This window comes from Paenibacillus sp. UMB7766-LJ446 (assembly GCF_030226665.1).
Classification (GTDB): domain Bacteria; phylum Bacillota; class Bacilli; order Paenibacillales; family Paenibacillaceae; genus Paenibacillus; species Paenibacillus vandeheii.
Window position 1 is genome coordinate 425,387 of the sequence record NZ_JASOYM010000003.1, and the last position, 19,713, is coordinate 445,099.

The 19,713-nt window shown below is 47.6% G+C and carries 18 protein-coding genes and 1 pseudogene; 5 read left to right on the forward strand and 14 right to left on the reverse strand.

Annotated features, from left to right (window positions below):
• Positions 1-145: 145 nt before the first annotated feature.
• From QP794_RS09960 to QP794_RS09970, 3 genes are all read right to left on the reverse strand, one after another.
• Positions 146-1,462, reverse strand: coding sequence for an MFS transporter (locus QP794_RS09960; protein WP_285076073.1), 1,317 nt, complete (start codon positions 1,460-1,462; stop codon positions 146-148).
• A gap of 263 nt (positions 1,463-1,725) precedes the next feature.
• Positions 1,726-2,370 (reverse strand): bifunctional 4-hydroxy-2-oxoglutarate aldolase/2-dehydro-3-deoxy-phosphogluconate aldolase, encoded by a 645-nt coding sequence (locus QP794_RS09965; RefSeq protein WP_285076075.1) that lies wholly within the window; start codon positions 2,368-2,370, stop codon positions 1,726-1,728.
• Between the two features lie 48 nt (positions 2,371-2,418).
• Positions 2,419-3,216: an IclR family transcriptional regulator gene (locus QP794_RS09970; RefSeq protein WP_285076077.1), complete on the reverse strand. Its 798-nt coding sequence runs from the start codon at positions 3,214-3,216 to the stop codon at positions 2,419-2,421.
• Positions 3,217-3,502: 286 nt separating this feature from the next.
• On the opposite strand from QP794_RS09970, the gene QP794_RS09975 reads away from it, so the two are divergent.
• Positions 3,503-4,123, forward strand: a complete 621-nt coding sequence (locus QP794_RS09975) for a P-loop nucleotide/nucleoside kinase family protein (protein WP_285076078.1) — start codon at positions 3,503-3,505, stop codon at positions 4,121-4,123.
• 106 nt (positions 4,124-4,229) lie between these two features.
• Here QP794_RS09975 and QP794_RS09980 read toward each other — a convergent pair whose 3' ends face one another.
• Positions 4,230-5,270, reverse strand: coding sequence for an LCP family protein (locus QP794_RS09980; protein ID WP_350338857.1), 1,041 nt, complete (start codon positions 5,268-5,270; stop codon positions 4,230-4,232).
• Between the two features lie 110 nt (positions 5,271-5,380).
• Between QP794_RS09980 and QP794_RS09985 the strand changes: the two genes are divergently transcribed.
• Complete coding sequence (locus QP794_RS09985) at positions 5,381-6,355, forward strand: aldo/keto reductase (RefSeq protein ID WP_285076080.1); 975 nt, start codon at positions 5,381-5,383, stop codon at positions 6,353-6,355.
• Positions 6,356-6,507: 152 nt separating this feature from the next.
• Here the strand turns inward: QP794_RS09985 and QP794_RS09990 are convergent, their stop codons facing one another.
• Genes QP794_RS09990 through QP794_RS10000 form a run of 3 tightly spaced genes read right to left on the reverse strand, consistent with a single transcriptional unit; the run spans position 6,508 to position 8,136 of the window.
• Positions 6,508-7,041: a MarR family winged helix-turn-helix transcriptional regulator gene (locus tag QP794_RS09990; protein WP_285076082.1), complete on the reverse strand. Its 534-nt coding sequence runs from the start codon at positions 7,039-7,041 to the stop codon at positions 6,508-6,510.
• Between the two features lie 25 nt (positions 7,042-7,066).
• On the reverse strand, positions 7,067-7,744 hold the full coding sequence (locus QP794_RS09995; RefSeq protein ID WP_024629740.1) for a TIGR00266 family protein: 678 nt from the start codon (positions 7,742-7,744) through the stop codon (positions 7,067-7,069).
• Positions 7,741-8,136, reverse strand: coding sequence for a winged helix-turn-helix transcriptional regulator (locus QP794_RS10000; RefSeq protein ID WP_024629739.1), 396 nt, complete (start codon positions 8,134-8,136; stop codon positions 7,741-7,743). Before QP794_RS10000 ends, QP794_RS09995 begins: the two co-directional genes overlap by 4 nt.
• Before the next feature lie 161 nt (positions 8,137-8,297).
• On the opposite strand from QP794_RS10000, the gene QP794_RS10005 reads away from it, so the two are divergent.
• Entirely contained in the window at positions 8,298-9,497 is a 1,200-nt protein-coding gene (locus QP794_RS10005) for an MFS transporter (RefSeq protein WP_024629738.1), read from the forward strand.
• Between the two features lie 202 nt (positions 9,498-9,699).
• Positions 9,700-10,545, forward strand: a complete 846-nt coding sequence (locus QP794_RS10010) for an aldo/keto reductase (protein WP_285076087.1) — start codon at positions 9,700-9,702, stop codon at positions 10,543-10,545.
• 215 nt (positions 10,546-10,760) lie between these two features.
• Here QP794_RS10010 and QP794_RS10015 read toward each other — a convergent pair whose 3' ends face one another.
• From QP794_RS10015 to QP794_RS10045, 7 genes are all read right to left on the reverse strand, one after another.
• On the reverse strand, positions 10,761-10,970 hold the full coding sequence (locus QP794_RS10015; protein ID WP_285076089.1) for a hypothetical protein: 210 nt from the start codon (positions 10,968-10,970) through the stop codon (positions 10,761-10,763).
• Positions 10,971-11,010: 40 nt separating this feature from the next.
• Positions 11,011-11,805 (reverse strand): hypothetical protein, encoded by a 795-nt coding sequence (locus tag QP794_RS10020; RefSeq protein ID WP_285076091.1) that lies wholly within the window; start codon positions 11,803-11,805, stop codon positions 11,011-11,013.
• A gap of 274 nt (positions 11,806-12,079) precedes the next feature.
• Complete coding sequence (locus QP794_RS10025) at positions 12,080-14,179, reverse strand: glycosyl hydrolase family 18 protein (protein ID WP_285076093.1); 2,100 nt, start codon at positions 14,177-14,179, stop codon at positions 12,080-12,082.
• Positions 14,180-15,751 carry a chitinase gene (locus QP794_RS10030; RefSeq protein WP_285076095.1) on the reverse strand — a complete coding sequence of 524 codons (1,572 nt, stop codon included), beginning with the start codon at positions 15,749-15,751 and terminating at the stop codon, positions 14,180-14,182.
• 375 nt (positions 15,752-16,126) lie between these two features.
• Positions 16,127-17,203, reverse strand: coding sequence for a pectinesterase family protein (locus QP794_RS10035; RefSeq protein ID WP_285076097.1), 1,077 nt, complete (start codon positions 17,201-17,203; stop codon positions 16,127-16,129).
• Positions 17,200-17,352: a hypothetical protein gene (locus QP794_RS10040; RefSeq protein WP_285076098.1), complete on the reverse strand. Its 153-nt coding sequence runs from the start codon at positions 17,350-17,352 to the stop codon at positions 17,200-17,202. The genes QP794_RS10035 and QP794_RS10040 overlap by 4 nt, the downstream gene beginning before the upstream one ends.
• 83 nt (positions 17,353-17,435) lie before the next feature.
• Entirely contained in the window at positions 17,436-18,329 is an 894-nt protein-coding gene (locus QP794_RS10045) for a helix-turn-helix domain-containing protein (protein ID WP_285076100.1), read from the reverse strand.
• A gap of 141 nt (positions 18,330-18,470) precedes the next feature.
• Here QP794_RS10045 and QP794_RS10050 point away from each other — a divergent pair.
• Positions 18,471-19,672: pseudogene (locus QP794_RS10050) on the forward strand (MFS transporter).
• Positions 19,673-19,713: the final 41 nt, after the last annotated feature.

Here is a 19,713-nt window from a genome sequence, read left to right on the forward strand (position 1 = left end):
GGGTTTACTTCATCAAGCAAAGGAGATCGTACAATTAAACATGTAACAAGCTAAAAAACATCAGCATCTTCCCGGTTTTTATAATCAAAAACGCAAGGAAATGCTGATGCTTCATTTTTATAAGTTAACCTATGGTTTTTCTTTTTTAGTGACTTGTTTTCGGAATCGGTTTTTTCAGAAATACACCATAGGAGACAGCTCCTAAGAGCAGCAGTCCCGCCCCCAGCAGGAATACATTATTGAAGCTGCCCGTCGTATCCAGAATGTATCCGGTTACAATCGGGGCAAGCGCTGCACCCAGAAATCCGCCAAAGTTCTGGATGGCCCCCAATGACGCCACCTGTTCACCTGGCGCAATGTCTGCTGCCAGAGTCCAGATAACTCCCGAGGGCAGTTGAGAGGCAAAGTAACCTACAGATAGCAGTACAATACTCACCACCGTACTGTCAATGAACGGAATCGGCGCTACCGAAGCCGCTGCCAGAATAGCCCCGCCCACAATAGGAACCTTCCGTGAAGTGACCGCATTGACGCCTCGCCGAATGAAGAAGTCCGAGATAAACCCGCCTAGCAGAACACCGATAATACCGGCTACAAACGGAATGGAGGCGATCCAGCCTGTCTCTTTCAATGTGAAGCCCTGCTCTTTTTCCAGATAGCTTGGAAGCCAGGTCAGGTATACCCAAATGGTAAACATGATGCCAAAATTACCGATAATCATAAACCAGGTGCTTTTATGCTTGAACAGCGATCCCCAGTTGGCTTTTGGTGCATCTGCATCCGCAGCCGTTTTCGCATCCACAGTCTGCTCTGCCACAGCATCAGGCCCTTTAATCATCTGCTTTTCGGCAAATGTCGGATCACGATACACTTTGAGCCAGATAAGCATGATGATCAGTCCGATGACGCCAACAAAAATAAACATGCCTCTCCACGTCATCGTTAACATCAGAATGGTCAACAGGGGCGGTGCAATGGCGTTGGCGATCTGCGAGCCGGTATTGATAATGGAGGTTGGCAACCCGCGTTCATTTTTCGCAAACCACCGTTCCGTCACCTTCAGCCCGGAGGTGAAGAAGGGAGACTCGGACACACCCAGCAGCATTCGCATGGCATATAACAGGGAATATGAATTGACAAACGCACTGAGAATGGTAGCAACAGACCAAAGTCCTGAAGCCCAGGTAAACATTTTTTTGGGACCAAATCGGTCAACCAGCCATCCGGCTGGTAGATTGGCAAGAGCATAAGGCCATAGAAAGGCGGACAGGAGCAGTCCCATTTGCGTGGAGGAAAGTCCAAATTCGGCTGCGATGGTTGTATTTGCAATACTCAGGTTCGATCTGTCCAGATAGTTAACAATTGCACCCAACAGCAGTATCAAAATAATTCCCCACCTTAAACCTACTTTTGGGGTCTGAGGGACCGATGCAGGGGACGGCGATGTTTTTAACGTTGCCATGTAACTCACTCTCCTCAACACATATGAATATAGATATAATTATATAATATGAATAATTATGGTAATTTAAAGACGCTATGAAGAACCACTGTCCTGACATTTGGACATACGCTTATAAAGTATGCGTTTTCAAAACTTGTTCTCATCCTTCTTTTATTCATAACAAAGTGATACTTGCTACGCGCAACGTTGGTTCACAACGATACTACCAATCCATCTATCGCTGTGAACGTCACTTGCACGGTCAGCCTTAATCGGAAAGATCAGCGCGCTGAGGCTACAGCCTGCAAAAATTCTTCAGCGGCCTTGGTCACTCGTCCGTAATCGCCATCTTCTTTCGCTGCTTTCGTAATATAGCTGCCAACACCGACCCCCACACAGCCTGCATCCAGCCATTCATGCACATTTTGCGGCGTCACGCCGCCAGTAGGGGCAATCGCGGCCTGCGGTAGCGGAGCAGAGATTGCTTTTACATACTGCGGTCCTACCGCTTCTGCTGGAAACAGCTTGACGATATCTGCACCTGCTTCCAGGCTCTCCACGATTTCTTTAGCCGTGAACGCACCACTGACTGTAACCGCTTGATAGCGATTAGCCACCTTGATCATGTCGGGATTAAGCTGGGGACTAACAAGCATCTCTGCTCCTGCTAATATGGCTGCTCGCGCCGTTTCCCCGTCGAGGATCGTCCCTGCTCCTATTAGAATACCTTGGGGAGCATATTTGCGAGACAGTACCTTGATGACATCAAGAGCTCCTGGAACACTCATCGTAATTTCGAGAGCCCGAATGCCCCCCGCAATCGCTGCCTCCGCCACGGATATTGCTTCCTCCTCATTGTCAGAGCGAATAATGAGTACGATACCGGTCTCATTAATAATTTTCATATTCTCCAGTTTTCTCCACATCTCCATACCCTCCTCATTCTATCTCGTCTGTGATCTGATGATCCCAGCTTACTCTTCTGGCATGGGATACAATCGATCCCCGCTATATCCTAGTTGGCCTGAAAGTTTCCAGGCAGCTTCTTTCACCATTTTCACAATATTCTCCTCGCGTTCCGGGGTCATAGTGGAATACATGCTGGCGACACTAATCGCAGCTACAGGCTCGTCCCACTGGTCATAGACCGCGGAGCCGATACAGTACATCTCCAGATGATCCTCCCGATCGTCGATGGAATAACCACGTTCACGGATTTCCTGCATATCCTGCAAAATATCAGGAATGGTTACTTTAGAGAAGGACGTACGCGCCGGAATATCGCCGCTGCCCACAATCTCCAGTACCTTGCCGATCGGCAGTGCTGCCAGCAACGCTTTACCAAGCCCGGTAGTATGCATGTACCGGCGAGAACCCAGCTTCGCTGTCGGTCTCATGACCGAATAGCTCTCAGCCTTGTCCAGATATACAATCCGTCCCTTATCCTCAATTCCTAGAAAAGCAGTGCTTCCGGTCTGACGGTTCAATTCTTGAAGCAAAGGTCTTGCCATATGGGGAATACCCATATTAGAAAGGTAAGCCATGCCTGTCTCAAACACAGCAATGCCAAGTCGGTAGGTTTTGAGACGTGCATCGTCCATTTCGATAAATCCCTTGTGCAGCAAAGTCTGTACCAGTTCAAACCCGCTGCTCTTGGGCAAACTCATTTGTTTACAAATCTCATTCAGTGTTAACGGAGTACCACTTTTGGCAAATAAAACGAGTAAATCCGCGACTCGTTCAGCAGATTTATTCATGCGAATATTGTCCATATTTGTCCCCTTTAAATCTTCGACGTCGAAGTTCGTATATGTGAACTTATTTCACATCACCGAACGATGCCCTCATTATAGATCAGCCCTACCGAGAAGATCAACCGCTTTCTCAAAACTTTTTCAGGATAAAATTTTTCTCCAAAAAGGATTGAATTTATTTTGAAAACGTTATACTCTAATAGCAAGTGTTCACTTATGCGAATACAGTTCGCATATACGAACCAACTGAATTAACACACCGATTATCTATTCGATCTGGATATCATATAGAGGGGGAACATCTATGAAGCCTATCCTGATTTTTTTGATCGGGTCTGCCGGCTCGGGCAAATCGACCATAGGCAAAAAACTTGCTTCTGCACATCACTTTTGTTATCTGGATAAAGATGTCTTGTGCAACACATTTACGGGAGAGTTATTGGAAGCGCAAGGGTATTCCCCTCATGCTCGTGACGCCAATGCCTATTATCGTGATACTGTTATGCCGCTCGAATACGAAACTTTGTTAAACGTGGCGAATGACAATCTTCAGTTGGGCAGATCCGTCATCCTGGATGCACCTTTTGTCGGTTATTTTTCTAAAAGCGATTACATTCAATATTTGATATGCAAATATCAGTGGGAAGCCGTCATTCCAATCGTATTGCAGGTGGATGTGAGTATTAATGTTCTTCATCAGCGGTTGCAGAACCGCGGCCTGGAGCGGGACCAATGGAAGCTGGAGCACTGGGAAACCTTTGTTCAGGGACTTCAAGCCAATGTATGCATGTGGGAGAATATCGAGGTCATTTCCGTGGACAACAGCTCAGAGGAATTCGATCTGGATCGACTGACTGCTCTGCTGCCCGTGTCTACTAAACCGTCTTCAGGGCCGCAAAAGACTGAAGGCATTGGAATCAAATAAACTCATATTGAACAATACTAAAAAGTGCACGGGAAGCCTAGGCTCCCGTGCACTTCGTTGTGTTTTATTGGCAGCAACAGTGAATCACTTTAGTAGTGCTTCTACTCTATGTTTTATCCACTTCAGTTGCTTCAGCAGATTCAGGCTCCATAATTTCGGTGGCATCCGGGTCCAGCCAGTTAGCAAGCAAGGTCCGCACATATTGCAGATCACTCTCTGACAAATCATAGTACCATGTTCCGCTGCGCGTTGCGCCCTCACCCTTCAGCATATAATTGCTGATTGTTGGTGTGGTGTCTTTCATATATAGAGACTCGGCAAACTTTACGATGAAATCCGAGTTCATGTTGGTTGTAAAATTCGATCCGGCAATCTGGATCACGTCCGGGATCTTTGTCAGATTTTTGACCTCAAGCGCACGATTCATGAATGCACTGAGGAAAAGACGGTGACGCATCGTCCGATTGAAATCGGAGTCTTCCCGGTAACGCACATAGCCCAGCGCTTCTTCGCCGCTATAGATTGGTTTGTTCGCTTCCACAAACAGCTTCTCATGCGCTTTCATCTTATTCTCAATATTTTTCTTGATTGGCAATTCAACACCGCCAACCGCATCAACAATATCCTTGAGTCCGTTAAAATTAATCGCGGCATAGAAATCAACTTTGTTTTCCAACAGATGCTCCACAGTATCCATCGCCATCTTGGCTTCACCATGCGCATAGGCTGAATTAATCTTCGATTTCACATCCCGGCCGACAATATCGGTATAAGAGTCACGCGGAATGGACAGCAGCAGCACTTTATTTTCTTCCGGACGAACGACAGAATAGATCATGGTATCCGAACGGCTTGGTTCGTTATCCCGTTGGTCAATCCCTAGCAACAACAGCGAGAATGGATCGGTGTGTTCTACAACGGGTGCATCCTTATCGCCAACCGGCTTGAAGGATTCATCGAGCGTTTCCTTTACCGTATCCGAAGCAAACAGGTTAAATGCAAACACGACGAGTTGCTTTTGATAGATAAATCCGAGTCCCCCCAGCACAATGAGCGTGCTCAGGATGATAATTAAAGGTTTCTTCCATCTCTTCTTCGGTTTCTTCGGCTTCCGTCTAGTTAAATGTGCGGCACTGTTTTCCATCATATCTCCTTTAATAACGGTCTTAGAATCATTTAACTATATTAATAACACGTTTTCAATAGATTACGTTATAATCTGCTATACAAGAAATGACACAGAAGGAGCGATGAACGATGGAATATCGACGTTTGGGAAGCAGCGGTCTACGCGTTTCCGCACTTGGACTTGGCACCAATGCCTTTGGTAAACGGGCGGACGACCCGACTTCGATCCGCATTATTCATGCGGCACTGGATCAGGGAATTAATTTTATCGATACCGCCAACATCTACGCCGGAACGGAATCGGAGCGGATTATCGGACAGGCCCTTACAGGTCGACGGGAAAACGCTGTGCTTGCTACCAAAGCCGGACTCCCCCGGCATGACGGTCCCCATGGGCGCGGTTCCTCTCGCTATCATTTGCAGCAAGAGCTTGAACATAGCCTGCGGCGTCTGCAGACGGACTATGTGGATCTGTATCAGATCCATACTTTTGATCCGTACACACCGCTGGATGAGACGCTGCGCACACTGGATGATATGGTCACTTCCGGCAAAGTCCGCTATATCGGGGCCTCCAACTATGCAGCCTGGGAGCTGATGAAAGCTCTTGGCACCAGCGAGCTGAAAGGATATGTACGTTATATCTCGACCCAAACCAGCTACTCTCTGGCTGATCGCACACCTGAGCTTGAACTTGTACCGATGTGCCTTGATCAGGGCGTTGGCATCATCCCGTATTTCCCGCTGGCTGGTGGCATTCTGACGGGCAAATACAATGGTCAAGCAGGCATACCTTCCGGTTCCAGGGCGGATACCGATCCCGCCTTCAACCGATTCCTGCTTGAGCGTAACATTAACTTAGGTGAACAAGTGAGCCAGAAAGCAGCCGAATTCGGATGCTCCCCGAGTGTACTTTCACTCGCCTGGCTGCTGGCACGACCTGCCGTTTCAACCGTAATTGTCGGCGCTACCCGCCCCGAACAGCTGGAGCATAATCTGGCTAGTCTGGACATGAAACTAAGCGATGACATGATCACCGAGCTCGATCAACTCAGCGACTCATTTCGCTATGGTAAGCCGTTTGCCACATATCGGATAGATTGAAATTGAAGCAACAGGAATAACCTCCCGGCTAAAAAGCCAGGGAGGTTATTTCAACTTTTGTATAAGAAAATCAGAATTAGATTAACATGACAACTTCCAACTTCACTACACACTGTAGTCTAATAAAGCATAAGAAAATATTGTTCTATGAACTAAACATCTGTTTTATGTCGGATAAATTCCTGCATGATTTCCATGTATTCGTCCTTGCGACCACTTAACACATCAAAGAACACCTTGTCGGCGGCTTCAACTAGATGAATACCTTCAAGCGCCAAGCGGGTTCCTTCCGGCGTGGTTGTAATAATATTCGCACGGGTATCTGTAAGATGACGCTTGCGAGTAATCAACTCTCTCTTTTCAAGAGCACGGAGAACTTGAGAAGTAACATTAACATCCACATTGGCAAAATGCGCTAGCTGGACCTGGGTTACTCCCTTGCCCTCAGTGTCGCGTTCATTGAGCCACACACAGGCATGCAATAATACAAATTGGGGTTGGGTTAATTCCAGAGGCTCCAGCACCTTGCGTATTTCCTTTTGCCACATCGTAGTCACCTGCCATAGCAGATACCCCGGGCTTTCCTGAGCATTTTTATACCGTGAGCTTTCCATTTCATATACCTCCATCATTACACCTTGAGCTTCATCTATCTTATAACGAATGTTGGAACCGATGTGTTTCAACGTTGTACATTTGTAATGGGAAACATTAGCGTGAAGGAATAAATTGTTTCACCCATTGGCCAAATCCATGCGGATTACGACTCTGAATTAGAACGGTACCTTCACCCCGGAATCGGCATACCAATCCCTCTCCACTCGTCACGCTGGATAACCAGCCTTGGGATGCTTTCTCAATGCGATAATCCACATAACTCGGCCATGCGACCAAGTGAGCATTATCCACGATGACTTCTTCACCCGCAGCCAGATTGATGGCATGGATGGCACCATAGGAAGACAGGAACACGGTTCCTCGACCACTGATTTCTATAATAAAGAAACCTTCTCCAGAGAAGAGACCTTTCTTCAGGTTCTGCATTTTGGTATTCACCTGAATGCCTTCCGTTCCAGCCAGAAATCCATCCTTCTGTACGTAGAGCGAATAGGAACCATCCAGTTCAACCGCCTCCACATCTCCCATGCTGGACGGCGAGAGCAGAATTTCTGCAGATCCCCCTGCAGCCGTCAATTCCTGAAAAAAGAATTTCTCGCCGCTGAGCATCCGTCCGATTCCGCCAAACATGCCGCCTTCAGCAGATCCCTTCAAATCAACGGTTGGTGTCATGGATACCATTGCACCGCTTTCCGCCTTGAACCGTTCTCCCCGTTGCAATTGCACCTTAAGCATCGCAAATGCACCATCATATAGAATTTCATAGTTCATGGCTTCATCAGCTCCTTGTTGTCCGTGTTAAAATCATTTAGCCCATTATCCTCCAACACGGAGGATTTGTCTCCGTATTCCTTAATAATATGCTGATCTCCCCAGTTACATAGGGCGTTCAGAATCGGTTCCAAACTTCGGCCATATTCACTCAGTTCATACTCCACTTTGGGAGGAACCTGGTTATAGACAATACGGTTCACGATCCCGTCATCCTCAAGCTCCCTAAGCTGCTGCGTTAACATTTTCTGCGTAATTGCGGGCATAATACGCTTCAGATCACTGGTCCGTTTCTTCCCGTGTGTCAGATGGCAGAGAATGACGCATTTCCACTTGCCACCGATGACTTCAAGCGTCGCTTCAACGGAAATATTATATTTCTTTCTGATCATGCTGAATATCCTCCCGGAATTCTAATTTATAAAAACAAATGCTATATAGGCACTAAAAAGTACGTAGAGTACTAAAAAGTACGTACTATTCATTTTATGTCGAATAACTCATAATAGCATTTGCCGGTAAGTAAATCTACATTCTAGGAGTTGAACAAAAAATGATTCAAGACTCAAAACGCAGTACCTGGGCACTGCTGGCGCTGGCAATCAGTGCGTTTGCCATCGGCACCACTGAATTTATCAGTGTTGGATTACTGCCCCTTATTGCAGATGACCTGGGTATTTCCGTAACGACGGCGGGACTGACCGTTACTTTATATGCATTAGGTGTAACCTTCGGGGCACCGATTCTAACCTCACTAACGTCAACAGTGTCACGCAAGACACTGCTGCTTGCCATTATGGTCGTTTTTATCGCGGGTAACACCATGGCTGCGCTATCGAGCGGAATTACCATGCTGCTCATTGCGCGAATTGTCTCCGCTCTGGCACACGGCGTATTCATGTCCATTGGTTCCACCATTGCGGCAGACCTGGTTCCTGCAAATCGCCGGGCGAGCGCCATTGCCATTATGTTCTCCGGCTTGACCATCGCTACGGTAACCGGTGTACCCCTGGGAACACTCATCGGTCAGAACTGGGGCTGGCGTGCAGCTTTCATTCTTATCGTTGTCGTCGGTGTTATTGCCTTCATCGGTAACATGATTCTTGTACCGTCCACGCTGCAACGCGGAAAGCGGACTGCATTCCGCGAACAGTTGAAGCTGGTGACAGGCGGACGGTTGCTGCTGGCTTTAGCCATTACCGCTGTGGGATATGGCGGAACGTTTGTTGTGTTTACCTACCTGTCCCCACTTTTGCATGACATCAGCGGTTATTCCGACAAAACAGTTGCGGGAATTCTGCTGCTGTACGGAATCGCCATTGCGATCGGTAATATTATCGGAGGAAAAGCGGCCAACCGCAATCCGCTCCGAGCACTGTTCTATATGTTTATCATTCAGACCATCATTCTGGGCATCCTGTATTTCACCGTTCCATTCAAGTTTGCAGCATTAATCACCATTCTAGGGATGGGTCTGCTTGCCTTCATGAATGTGCCAGGGCTTCAGATGTACGTCGTGACGCTAGCAGAACGTTATGCACCGCAGGCCAAAGACGTGGCGTCCGCCTTCAACATCGCGGCATTTAACGCAGGGATCGCCATCGGTGCCTATTTGGGCGGTGTAATCACGGACTCCATCGGTCTGATTCATACCACATGGGTGGGTGCAATTATGGTCCTGGTTGCCGTTCTTCTGACGGGTTGGGCAAGAGCGCTTGATCGTAAAGATCCCTATTCTCCATCCGAGACGTAAGACAGGTTCAGTCAGAGCAACAGGCTAAACCATGCATCATTCCAGTGTTAAAGCAATCATCCGGAACCGGTTTCCCCTTTATTGTAAATCTAGTATAATACGTTAATTCGAATTTAATCTACTATGACTTAATGAAGGACAACAGGATTTATCGTTTTACTCATTACTACTATTTTGGTTCATACTATGAGGAGGACTTCACATGACAGCACAACATTTACAATCCACAGTAGCTTTAAATAACGGTGTTCATATGCCTTGGTTCGGACTTGGCGTATTTAAGGTAGAAGAAGGAGCCGAATTAATCGAGGCTGTTAAACAAGCCATTGCTCACGGTTACCGCAGCATTGATACAGCCGCTATCTATGGCAACGAATCGGGTGTAGGTCAAGCGATTGCCGAGGCGCTAAAAGAAAATAATTTGAAGCGTGAAGATCTGTTCGTCACATCCAAAGTGTGGAACGAAGACCTCGGATACGAGGAGACGCTTGCTGCTTATGAGACATCACTGAACAAACTGGGACTGGAATACCTGGACCTGTATCTGATTCACTGGCCAAAGGCAGGTAAATATAAAGGTGCATGGAAAGCGATGGAGGAGCTGTACAAAGCAGGCCGCGTCAAAGCCATTGGCGTCAGCAATTTCCAGATCCATCACCTTGAAGATCTGATGCAGGATGCCGAAGTGAAACCAGTGATTAATCAGGTGGAGTACCACCCTCGTCTGACTCAAGTTGATCTTAGAGCGTTCTGTGAAAACAATGGAATTCAGTTCGAAGCATGGTCCCCGCTGATGCAGGGTCAACTTCTGGACAACCCAGTCCTGACTGAGATTGCCACTGCGAAAGGTAAATCGGTAGCACAAGTCATCCTGCGTTGGGACTTGCAGAACGGTGTCATCACCATTCCGAAGTCCACCAAAGAAAAACGCATTGTAGAGAACTCTTCCATCTTCGACTTTGAATTGTCCAATGATGAAATGGAGCGCATTAGCGCCCTGAACGAAGACGTTCGCGTTGGACCTGACCCGGACAACTTTGATTTCTAATTGAAGGTTTCTGATTAGTCCGTTTTAAATTTTTAGATAAAATAAGTAGCGCAAATCCTCCAACTCTCGTTATATACGAAAGTTGGAGGATTTTTGATGTAGATTCACATTGAAGAAGGACACTCCAGCGCCTTCTTTTGTAAACTCTATTTTAGACGGTTCGATTCTTCCATTAACAAATGCATATCTAACGATTGCATCACCTAGATAATGACCTATTGAAATCTGAATTGAACACCATAAACAGTAATTCTCTTATCTGAAGTCTTGGATAGTAGTGTATTAAGAGTTGATTTAGCTGGTGTTGCAGCACTTTCTTTGGACGCGTTTTCATCAATCTTTATCGGAATCGAAGAGTGATTACTTGCACCACATCCGGACCATAAAATAGATCCTGCCATTGTGGCAATTATAATTTTTTTCAAGAATATATCCTCCATTGCGATTATTATTAAGGATTTCATTTTATTCAGAGATGAGTTGCTTAGTACTCAAATTGAGTTTATAAAGAACGTCTTTTGCATCTTCTTTAGGGGTTCCAGCACCTATGGGCGAATGGACAACTAAACTATTGTTTTCAACATTAAGTACGGGTTCAGATTCAGAATACAGAAGTCTCTTAAAAACATGGCCATCTTTAACGATCTCTAATGGGAATGCGTCCCCACTTTGTTTGTCGATTGCGAGTACATAGGCTTCCAATCCATGCCCCGTTTTATATTGTGGGGTGAGGGCATAAACATCAGCATCTTTAAAACTCACTTTTACAAATTTTAATTTTTTTTCTGATGGTTGGATAAATATATAAGCTGGTAATTCAAATAAAACTTTATCCTGACCATCATATTTATAAATAATGGAATAATTACTCTGGAAGGACTGATCTCCCTCTTGTCCCTGCGTACTTGATACGTTTAAATGTCCTCTTTCTTCCTTACCATTGGAAACCATAAGCAGTGTTCCCTTATCTGTTTGTTGTTCTGCCCGAATAGAACGGTCTTCATTAATAGAATCAATGACAATTGAATCTGATAATGAAGACTTAGAAAATAAACTAGATATAACAACTGAAGAATTTTGTTCTAGAGTAGATGTAGATGTAGATGTAGATGAATGATTAGTGGTTTGTTGATTTATATTATTGCCAGGTGTAGTCGCTCCAGCGTCTTGTTGATTGTTACAGGCAAGGAGTACGCTGAGCAGTAATACCGATGGAGCTAACATCAAAATATATTTTTTAATTGTAACCCCCGCTTTCATATACAGATTTCCCCTATCATTATACCAACCTATTTATCCAACAAGTTTAAAAAATGTATTTTATTTGTTGATATTTACGTAACATTTTATTCAACTCCATCATCCGATTAGCAAAGCAGAAACTCCTTGGTATCACAACGTTCCAGACAAATTTCCGGATACTAACCACGGCGAGAATTTCATTCATATGAGCGAAAAACCACCGGATCAAAGATCGGTGGTTTTTCTTGTCTAATACCCGTTTCAATTCAAAATGTTGTAATTAAAATTTTAACTATTGAAGCTGCCACAAGGCAGGCACATTGGATGGTTCCCAACCTGTCAAGGACGTGTGGGGCTGCAAACATTTATAAGTCTTACCGTTATATGTGACCAGTTGTCCTGCAGTGTAAGCTGTGTTGGCCTGCCAAGCGGAAACGCCGGGATTCGTCGTTCCTGCCGAGGTTTTCACGCTCACCGAGTTGCTCGCAGCAGACACATTGCCTGCTGCGTCCTTTGCTTTTACTGTAAACGTATACGAGGTATCGGCCGCAAGCCCGCTGATTGTTGCCGTCGTTCCGGTTACTGTTGTCGCCAGTGTTGTCCCGTTGTAAACGTCATAACCCGTTACACCCACGTTATCTGTGGATGCCGTCCAGCTAAGCGTTATGCTGGAGGACGTTTGCGCGGTGGAAGCAAGGTTTGTCGGTGCAGTTGGCGCTTGTGTATCGCCTCCCGGCTGAGCTGTTGTGCTTACGGTTACTGCATTACTGGCTGCAGACAGATTACCTGCCGCATCTTTTGCTTTTACCGTGAAGGTATATGACGTACCCGCTGTAAGTCCGCTGATCGTTGCGGTCGTTCCGGTTACTGTTGTCGCAAGATTAGTGCCATTATAGACGTTATAGCCTGTCACGCCTACATTATCTGTTGAAGCATTCCATGCCAGCGTCACCGAGTTTGCCGTCACGCCTGTCGAACGGGCATTCCCTGGTACGCTTGGTGCCGTCGTATCTACTGGTGGCACTGTACCTCCGGTAGGCAGATCGGCTTTCAGTTTGTTTTGGAGTGTTTTGTTACGGTCACCGCTGAGCTCCCAGAACATCGCTCCGCCGAGCCCTTTGCTCTTGATATAAGCCGTTTTATATCCAACGGACTCTGCATCGTCATAACTGATAAAGCGTTTGTTGGACGCATTATAGAGATATGGCACTTTGGCCGTGTCATTCCAGTAACGTGTGTATCCGTTTTTGTTGATGTAATTGGCTTCCAGATCATAGAAGTCAAAGGAGCCTGCTTCCCATGTTCCAACGGAAGAACCACCCGTGCACGTCTGATACTGGCCGTTGCCTGCCTGTGCACATCCATCCCAGCCACGGCCGTAGAATGGAACACCAAGCACGAGTTTAGCAGCCGGTACGCCTGCATCCAGATGCCCTTGTGCTCCGGCAGCCACATTAAATGTATTGGCATCTGGCACGCCAGCGGCTGAAGCCGCAGGATCATAGTTCAATGGCGCATTATGTGCGCTGATTTTCTGCCAAGCCCCGTTAAAATCGTATGTCATAATGTTAATCCAGTCGACGATGGCAGCAATTTTTGCAAGCTCCGTATTGGCAGCATAGGTCGCAGACGCACCGCTTGCAATCGTAAGCAGATACTTCTTGCCGTCCACAGCTCCCGCTGCATCGAGTTTTTCACGGATTTTGCTCAGGAGTAATGTGTAGTTTTGCTTATCTTCAGGACGTTTGCTGTTACCATCAAGTCCGCCGGATACCGGGTACTCCCAGTCCAGATCTACCCCGTCAAAATTGTACTTCCGCAGGAAGTCGACGGCAGAGTTCGCAAAGACCTCTCGAGTTGCAGCAGTCGCAGCTACATCAGAGAAGCGGTTGGACCACGTCCATCCTCCGACGGAGATAATGGTTTTCAGGTTAGGATTGGTTTGTTTCAGCTTGTTCAGCTGATTGATATTGCCTGCAATGGGCTGATCCCACGTATCCCCTGCAAAGGTCTTGCCCGTATCGATCCATGGATCGCCGAGCACAATCGTTCCGTTCGGAACATTGATCGTTTGGCTTTTTTCATTCTGGCAGGTCCAGGTTACAGGATTGGGTCCTGAAGGGTCTGGATTTCCATGAATGCCGTTCCAGCAAATATCGGCAAACGCATAGTTGATATGCGTCACTTTGGTCGGATCGATATCGGCTACATTATAGTTTCTGCCATACGCAGCCCAGGACGGATAGTAACCAACAATTTTATAAGAATCTGCTGCTTCGGCCGTAGCAGGTTGGAGTGCAAAAGAAGGAACAATAACGGATAAAAGCAGGGAAAGACCAAGGAAAAACTTTGCAGTCTTCTTAAAAGCAGTGTGTTTATTTAAATTTATCATTTAATACACAACCTCCTCTGTCTTTTGCGTGCTAAGTCCATTCAGGAATGGACGATGTGCGTTCGAGAACTGGTTATTCGTATACGCGTCCCAGTTGATTGACCAGGTCATAATGCCCTTGAGACCGGCATAGCCCGCAGGCTGGCGCAATGTATAGGAACCGCCGTATGATACTCCTTTGATCAGATAATTCAATGCCTTTTGCAGCTCAGCTGGCGCCGTATAGCCGCCTCCAGCCGCCTGCTGGGAAGCAGGTACACCAATCGCAATCTGGTCCGGTCGCAAAGGACTAAAGAATGGACCAGAGCTTCCGCCTACGTTAAAGCCTTGAAGCAGCATTTCGGCCATGGCGACATGGAAATCGGCTGTCCCTTGAGCGTAAGAGCGCCCATCCAGCCCCACCATCGAACCGGTGTTATAGTGCTGCACATGCAGTAGGGTCAGGTCATTGCGCAAGGCATGAATCACTGGAAGATACGCTCCCCAAGGACCACCATAGTTCAGATATCCGCCCTGAACGTAGGCCGTTTCCGGTGCAGCAGTTAGAACGAAATTGGCACCGAAATGTGATTTAAGCGCTTTCACGCCGTTAATCAGGTTAACGATCTTCGGAGTCGTCGGACTACGGAAATCGGTATCCCCCGCATTTAGAGACAAGGAGCTTCCTTCAAGATCGATGTCGAGGCCATTGAATCCGTAAGTCGAAATAATGGATTTTAGAGAATCCTCGAACTGTTGTCTCTTGGTCGCATCCGTGAGCTCAATTGTGCCATTGGCTCCTCCCATAGAAATCAGTACCTTTTTCCCTTGGCTCTGAAGGTATGCAATATCCGACTTGAACTCTTCTACCGTAGCGTTATACGGCGTAAAAGTAAGCGTTCCGCTGCCGGGTGAGATTGGCTCGGCAAAGGAGACATTAATAACGTCATAGGCTGTTGACACGTTGCGAAGTTTAATATTGGTAGAGCCATTGTCGAAATTGTGCCAGTAGCCGATCAGCCATTTACTGCCGGTTGGCCCAGGATTCGAAGGTCCGGTGGGAGTCGTAACGCTGAGTGAGGTACTTGCAGCGGAAAGATTGCCTGCCGCATCTTTTGCTTTGACTGTAAAAACATATGTGGTGCCGGCCGTCAGTCCTGTTACTACAGCCGTAGTTGTTGAAGTGTTCGCCGCGAGAGTACCGTTCCGGTACACTTCATATCCGGTTACACCCACATTGTCCGTGGATGCGTTCCAGGTAAGATTGACCGATGTATCCGTGACGAAGGATGAGGTTAAACCTGCAGGAACGGAAGGTGGTGTCGTATCCGGAGTTGGAGTCCCCCCTCCAGTACCTTCCCCGACGTATTTCCACAATGCAGGCACATTTGAGGGCTCCCATCCGGTCAAAGCCGTATGGGGCTGAATACATTCATAATCTTTATTTAAATAGGTTACTAGATCTCCTTTTTTGTATGCGGTGCCTGCCTGCCACTGGGCAGCGGCGTCTGCTCTTGGTGCAAACCACGTAATAATCAGAATAAATGCCAAAGCGAATGTAATGACCGGGCGGAATCGAACAGCTTGATTCAAGCAAAATCCCTCCTGTATTCAGGTTATTTTCACCTTGCAAACCATGCTTCACTGGTGCACTTACATGTGATCCGCGATCTATAGAGCATGTAAAACCGTCTTACGATGAGCGTCGCTTCACTCCCTTTCCTTATCAAAATGGACCTTCCCTCTCGTTTTCTCTTTTTGCAGGCATCAACCAAATTTTACAGGGAATTTACAGATCCTCACCCTGTATTTAATCAGTAAAATGCAATTGAGTTAAGGGATAAATTATTTCTATGGGGGGCGAAAAATGTAATATACCGCACAAAAAGGCCGCCTACCACGTCATTAAGAGACGTGATAGACGGCCTTTTTTTATTTTAAAGTAACGGATGTATTACCACGTTTATTTTAATTTCGAGGAAGCTGTTCAAATGACAGCATACCTTCGAAAGGCTGCCACCCATCCTCGCCGGATAAAATAACAGGCACAGTGTATTCGGCCGCTTCCTGCTCACTGAGTATTTTCGCCCATGGAACTCTCCCCATCACACTTCCGGCCCCAGGCCCCGCACTATGATATTCAACGTACGCAACCGTCGCTTCCGCATCGGTCTTGTTCCAATTGTGCCAGCCCTCCTGCTTCACATGTGCGCCCATCCAACAGTTCAGGAAGCAGACTTTGGCATGATTACGCCACGGTCTGCCCAGATATACGGACTGGGCGGGGGCATTGCTGGTTAGGTCACAATCGATAAACACATAGCCATAACGTACATCCTCGGGTGTAGAGGCAGCGGTAATCCAGCCGTTCACATCTCCCTCCGCCGCCGCTGAGTCGGATAAACGGTTCTTTGCAAAGATCTCACACCCCTGGAACACCGCCGTAGCCGAGCCAAAAATAAAATCCACATCGCCCTCGATGTAACAGTCCTCATAATATTGGCGCAGCTTCCGCCGCTCCGCCCCGTCACGTGGCCCCCCGAAGAAACTCCGGTCCATCGGCTGCTCAGGCAGCGGCCCGGTAAAGATCGTGTCCTGGTGACCTATAAATCGGCAATGCCGGAAGGCTGCCCGATCCCCATCCACGTAGACGGCCAATGCCTGACCAACCTCACCACCAGGTCCAGCCGAGTTTACGAAAGAAAGCCCTTCTGCGGTAAAATCATCTTCACCGATAAAGACCGTGTAGGAATGAAAGGTATGATACAACTCCCCGTTCGGGAACTTCTTGAGCGCGTAATCATCATACGTGATGATGGTCTGATCGGCTCCCGCACCAACGAGGTGGACCATCGGCTTCTCGATGTGCAGTTTTTCAACATAGGTGCCTGGCTTTATACGAATCGTATACTTTTCAGTGCAGTCGACCGGAATCGCATCAATCGCAGCCTGAATAGTGGGAAAATCGCCACTACCGTCCGCAGCAACCCGGTAACCATTCCGGTACAGATCCAGATTCGCTCCTTGTGACAGAGGTTTGTTCATAGCAATTCCTCCATTTCCAGCGCAGCCAGCAGTAGCGGTGCCACGCCCATGAACGAGTCACTCACAATCTGCTCGCTGACATAATAACTGTACGAACCATCCTGATCCAGACTCAGTCCTGCCCTGCGACAAATCGCGTTCAGCTTCACGCCTTCCTCCGCCAGCGTTCTGGCGCAGCGCAGGATTGTTTTATTTTTGAAACGTGTACTTATAGCCCAACGTCTTCGGATTTCTACATCTGGTTCCGATACTCCATCGGTGTTACACCTGTCACTCGCTGAAACGCCCTGTAGAATTGACTGACATTGGAGAACCCCAACCCAAAGCTGATGGTGGTCACCGAATCTGTTGTATGGCGCAGTCGTCGGGTCGCTTCCTCCACACGCAAATTCAGCACGTACTGATACGGCGTTGAACCTGTCAGTGCCTTAAAGGAACGCATAAAATGATATCTGCTCTGGTGCGCAACCGCCGCCATGGATTCGATGTCCATTGGACTTGTATAGTCACTGTGTATATACTCCAGCACGCGCCGTAGATGGGGGTCGATGAACGCGCCGCCGTTGCCGCTTGTTCGCTGAAGCAGATTCTGAAGCTGCCCGTAAACCAGGCTCCCGCCCGCACTCACTACCCCACCCATTCCTGTGTTTGCCAGCTTCAGATTACTCCCATTTGGTTGAGCAGACAGCATCCGTCCAAGATATGTCTCTACCGCAAGCTCCGTTTCCTGTATCTGCAATGGTTCGGGCGCATCGTCCAGCAAAATGGCGTTCCAGCCTCGAAACAGTCTGCTGATCTCAGCCGGATCGAAGGTTTGTGTGGTCCGAAACTCAGTCTGCGCTCCTTGTTGATCTGAATCCTCCAAGCCGCCAACTGGCGGATTGCGAAACTTGATAACGATAACCGCGGAATCCGCACCAATCTCGAAAAAGTGCTCCATCCGGGGATGGGCAATAATCCCCAATCCTGCTTGCAGAGGATATGTCTGCTGTTCCTGCACCAGATGACACTCGCCTTTTACAGGCATCGTTACCTGATACCAGTCATCGTGCACATGGGGTTCATTGGCGAATCCGCCAGAAGCTTTCCACAATTCCAATCCATTCAGCATCATGTTTAATTCCATCGTTTCCTCACCTGCTGACATTATAGCAAATCGTGCTCACTTTCCAAGCACTTTTCACAAAGACAATAGCGGCCTGTATCTTTTATCATGGTAAAAAATAATTCGAGGTGATCTCCCGTGGCTCAAGCCGCTGTAAGCAAAATGCAAATCAATCACTCCGCCAATTGGGCGCTTGCCGGGGTCAGCTTCGCCTTCTGCTGAATGATGCGATGCAGACCGTTGTTCCGTCTGCTTTCCCGCTGTTCCAGCAAACCATGCAGCTCAGTTTCGCCCAGATGGGCTGGATTGCCTTCACATTGAATATTACCGCATCGGTCCTTCAGCCGCTGGTCGGTTATATGTCTGATCGCAAGCCGATGCCGATCCTGCTGCCCGGCGGCATGTTATTCTCCCTGATTGGTGTTCTCGGCTTTGCCTTGTCTTCCGAGTTATGGATGCTGCTTGTCTCCGCAGCATTGATCGGCATAGGCTCATCCATTATTCATCCCGAATCCTCACGTGTCGCCCATCTGGCCGCTGGTCGCGGTCGCGGAATGGCACAGTCCATCTTCCAGGTCGGTGGTAATACCGGTCAGGCTCTCGCCCCATTGCTCGTTGCCTTTATCCTGCTCCCGCATGGGCAGCTTAGTTTTCTGTGGCTGATGGCCTTTGCCCTGATCGGGATCTTTATCCAGTCTTCCGTTAGCCGCTGGTATAGAGACAAATTGGCGGACAATCGCAGCCGTCAGCAACAGCCTGTACAGGCAAACGGCATTGTACAGCCTGCTGTCCAGCCTGTAAGTCGGGGATCTATCGCTTTTACAATGGGTATTCTCATCCTGCTGCTGTTTTCCAAATTCGTATATATTGCTGGCATGACCGGGTACTATGCTTTTTATTACGCCGATGCGTATAACCTGCCTCTTTCGCAAGCTCAGATCTGCTTGTTCGTTCTGCAATTTGCAGGCATGGTTGGCACCTTGCTCGGCGGCCCATTGGCTGACCGTTATGGACGTAAACCGATGATCTGGTTCTCCATTGCGGGTACTGCACCATTTTCACTATTGCTGCCTTATGCGGGACCTGCTCTATCTATGGTGCTGTGCGGCATCATCGGACTGATTCTGATGTCAGGATTCAGCGTCATCATAGTGTATGCGCAGGAATTGCTGCCGCGTCATATTGGGACGGTATCGGGATTGTTCTTCGGTCTGTCATTTGGTATGGCAGGACTTGGATCGGTTGTGCTCGGTTCCCTGATTGATGTGACCAGCATTTCATTCGTCATCAAGCTGTGTTCTTTTTTGCCGCTGCTCGGGGTGTGTGCTGTATTCCTGCGCCGGGATCGGCCACGAAACGCCTAATATGCATTGAAACGTCAGTCATTTTGTGACTACAATAAGAT

Excerpts from the sequence above, each read along its gene's own strand:
- QP794_RS09960 (WP_285076073.1), bottom strand. The coding sequence starts at position 1,462 with ATGGCAACGTTAAAAACATCGCCGTCCCCTGCATCGGTCCCTCAGACC.
- QP794_RS09965 (WP_285076075.1), bottom strand. The coding sequence starts at position 2,370 with ATGTGGAGAAAACTGGAGAATATGAAAATTATTAATGAGACCGGTATC.
- QP794_RS09970 (WP_285076077.1), bottom strand. The coding sequence starts at position 3,216 with ATGGACAATATTCGCATGAATAAATCTGCTGAACGAGTCGCGGATTTA.
- QP794_RS09975 (WP_285076078.1), top strand. The coding sequence starts at position 3,503 with ATGAAGCCTATCCTGATTTTTTTGATCGGGTCTGCCGGCTCGGGCAAA.
- QP794_RS09980 (WP_350338857.1), bottom strand. The coding sequence starts at position 5,270 with ATGATGGAAAACAGTGCCGCACATTTAACTAGACGGAAGCCGAAGAAA.
- QP794_RS09985 (WP_285076080.1), top strand. The coding sequence starts at position 5,381 with ATGGAATATCGACGTTTGGGAAGCAGCGGTCTACGCGTTTCCGCACTT.
- QP794_RS09995 (WP_024629740.1), bottom strand. The coding sequence starts at position 7,744 with ATGAACTATGAAATTCTATATGATGGTGCATTTGCGATGCTTAAGGTG.
- QP794_RS10000 (WP_024629739.1), bottom strand. The coding sequence starts at position 8,136 with ATGATCAGAAAGAAATATAATATTTCCGTTGAAGCGACGCTTGAAGTC.
- QP794_RS10005 (WP_024629738.1), top strand. The coding sequence starts at position 8,298 with ATGATTCAAGACTCAAAACGCAGTACCTGGGCACTGCTGGCGCTGGCA.
- QP794_RS10010 (WP_285076087.1), top strand. The coding sequence starts at position 9,700 with ATGACAGCACAACATTTACAATCCACAGTAGCTTTAAATAACGGTGTT.
- QP794_RS10020 (WP_285076091.1), bottom strand. The coding sequence starts at position 11,805 with ATGAAAGCGGGGGTTACAATTAAAAAATATATTTTGATGTTAGCTCCA.
- QP794_RS10025 (WP_285076093.1), bottom strand. The coding sequence starts at position 14,179 with ATGATAAATTTAAATAAACACACTGCTTTTAAGAAGACTGCAAAGTTT.
- QP794_RS10035 (WP_285076097.1), bottom strand. The coding sequence starts at position 17,203 with ATGAACAAACCTCTGTCACAAGGAGCGAATCTGGATCTGTACCGGAAT.
- QP794_RS10045 (WP_285076100.1), bottom strand. The coding sequence starts at position 18,329 with ATGGAATTAAACATGATGCTGAATGGATTGGAATTGTGGAAAGCTTCT.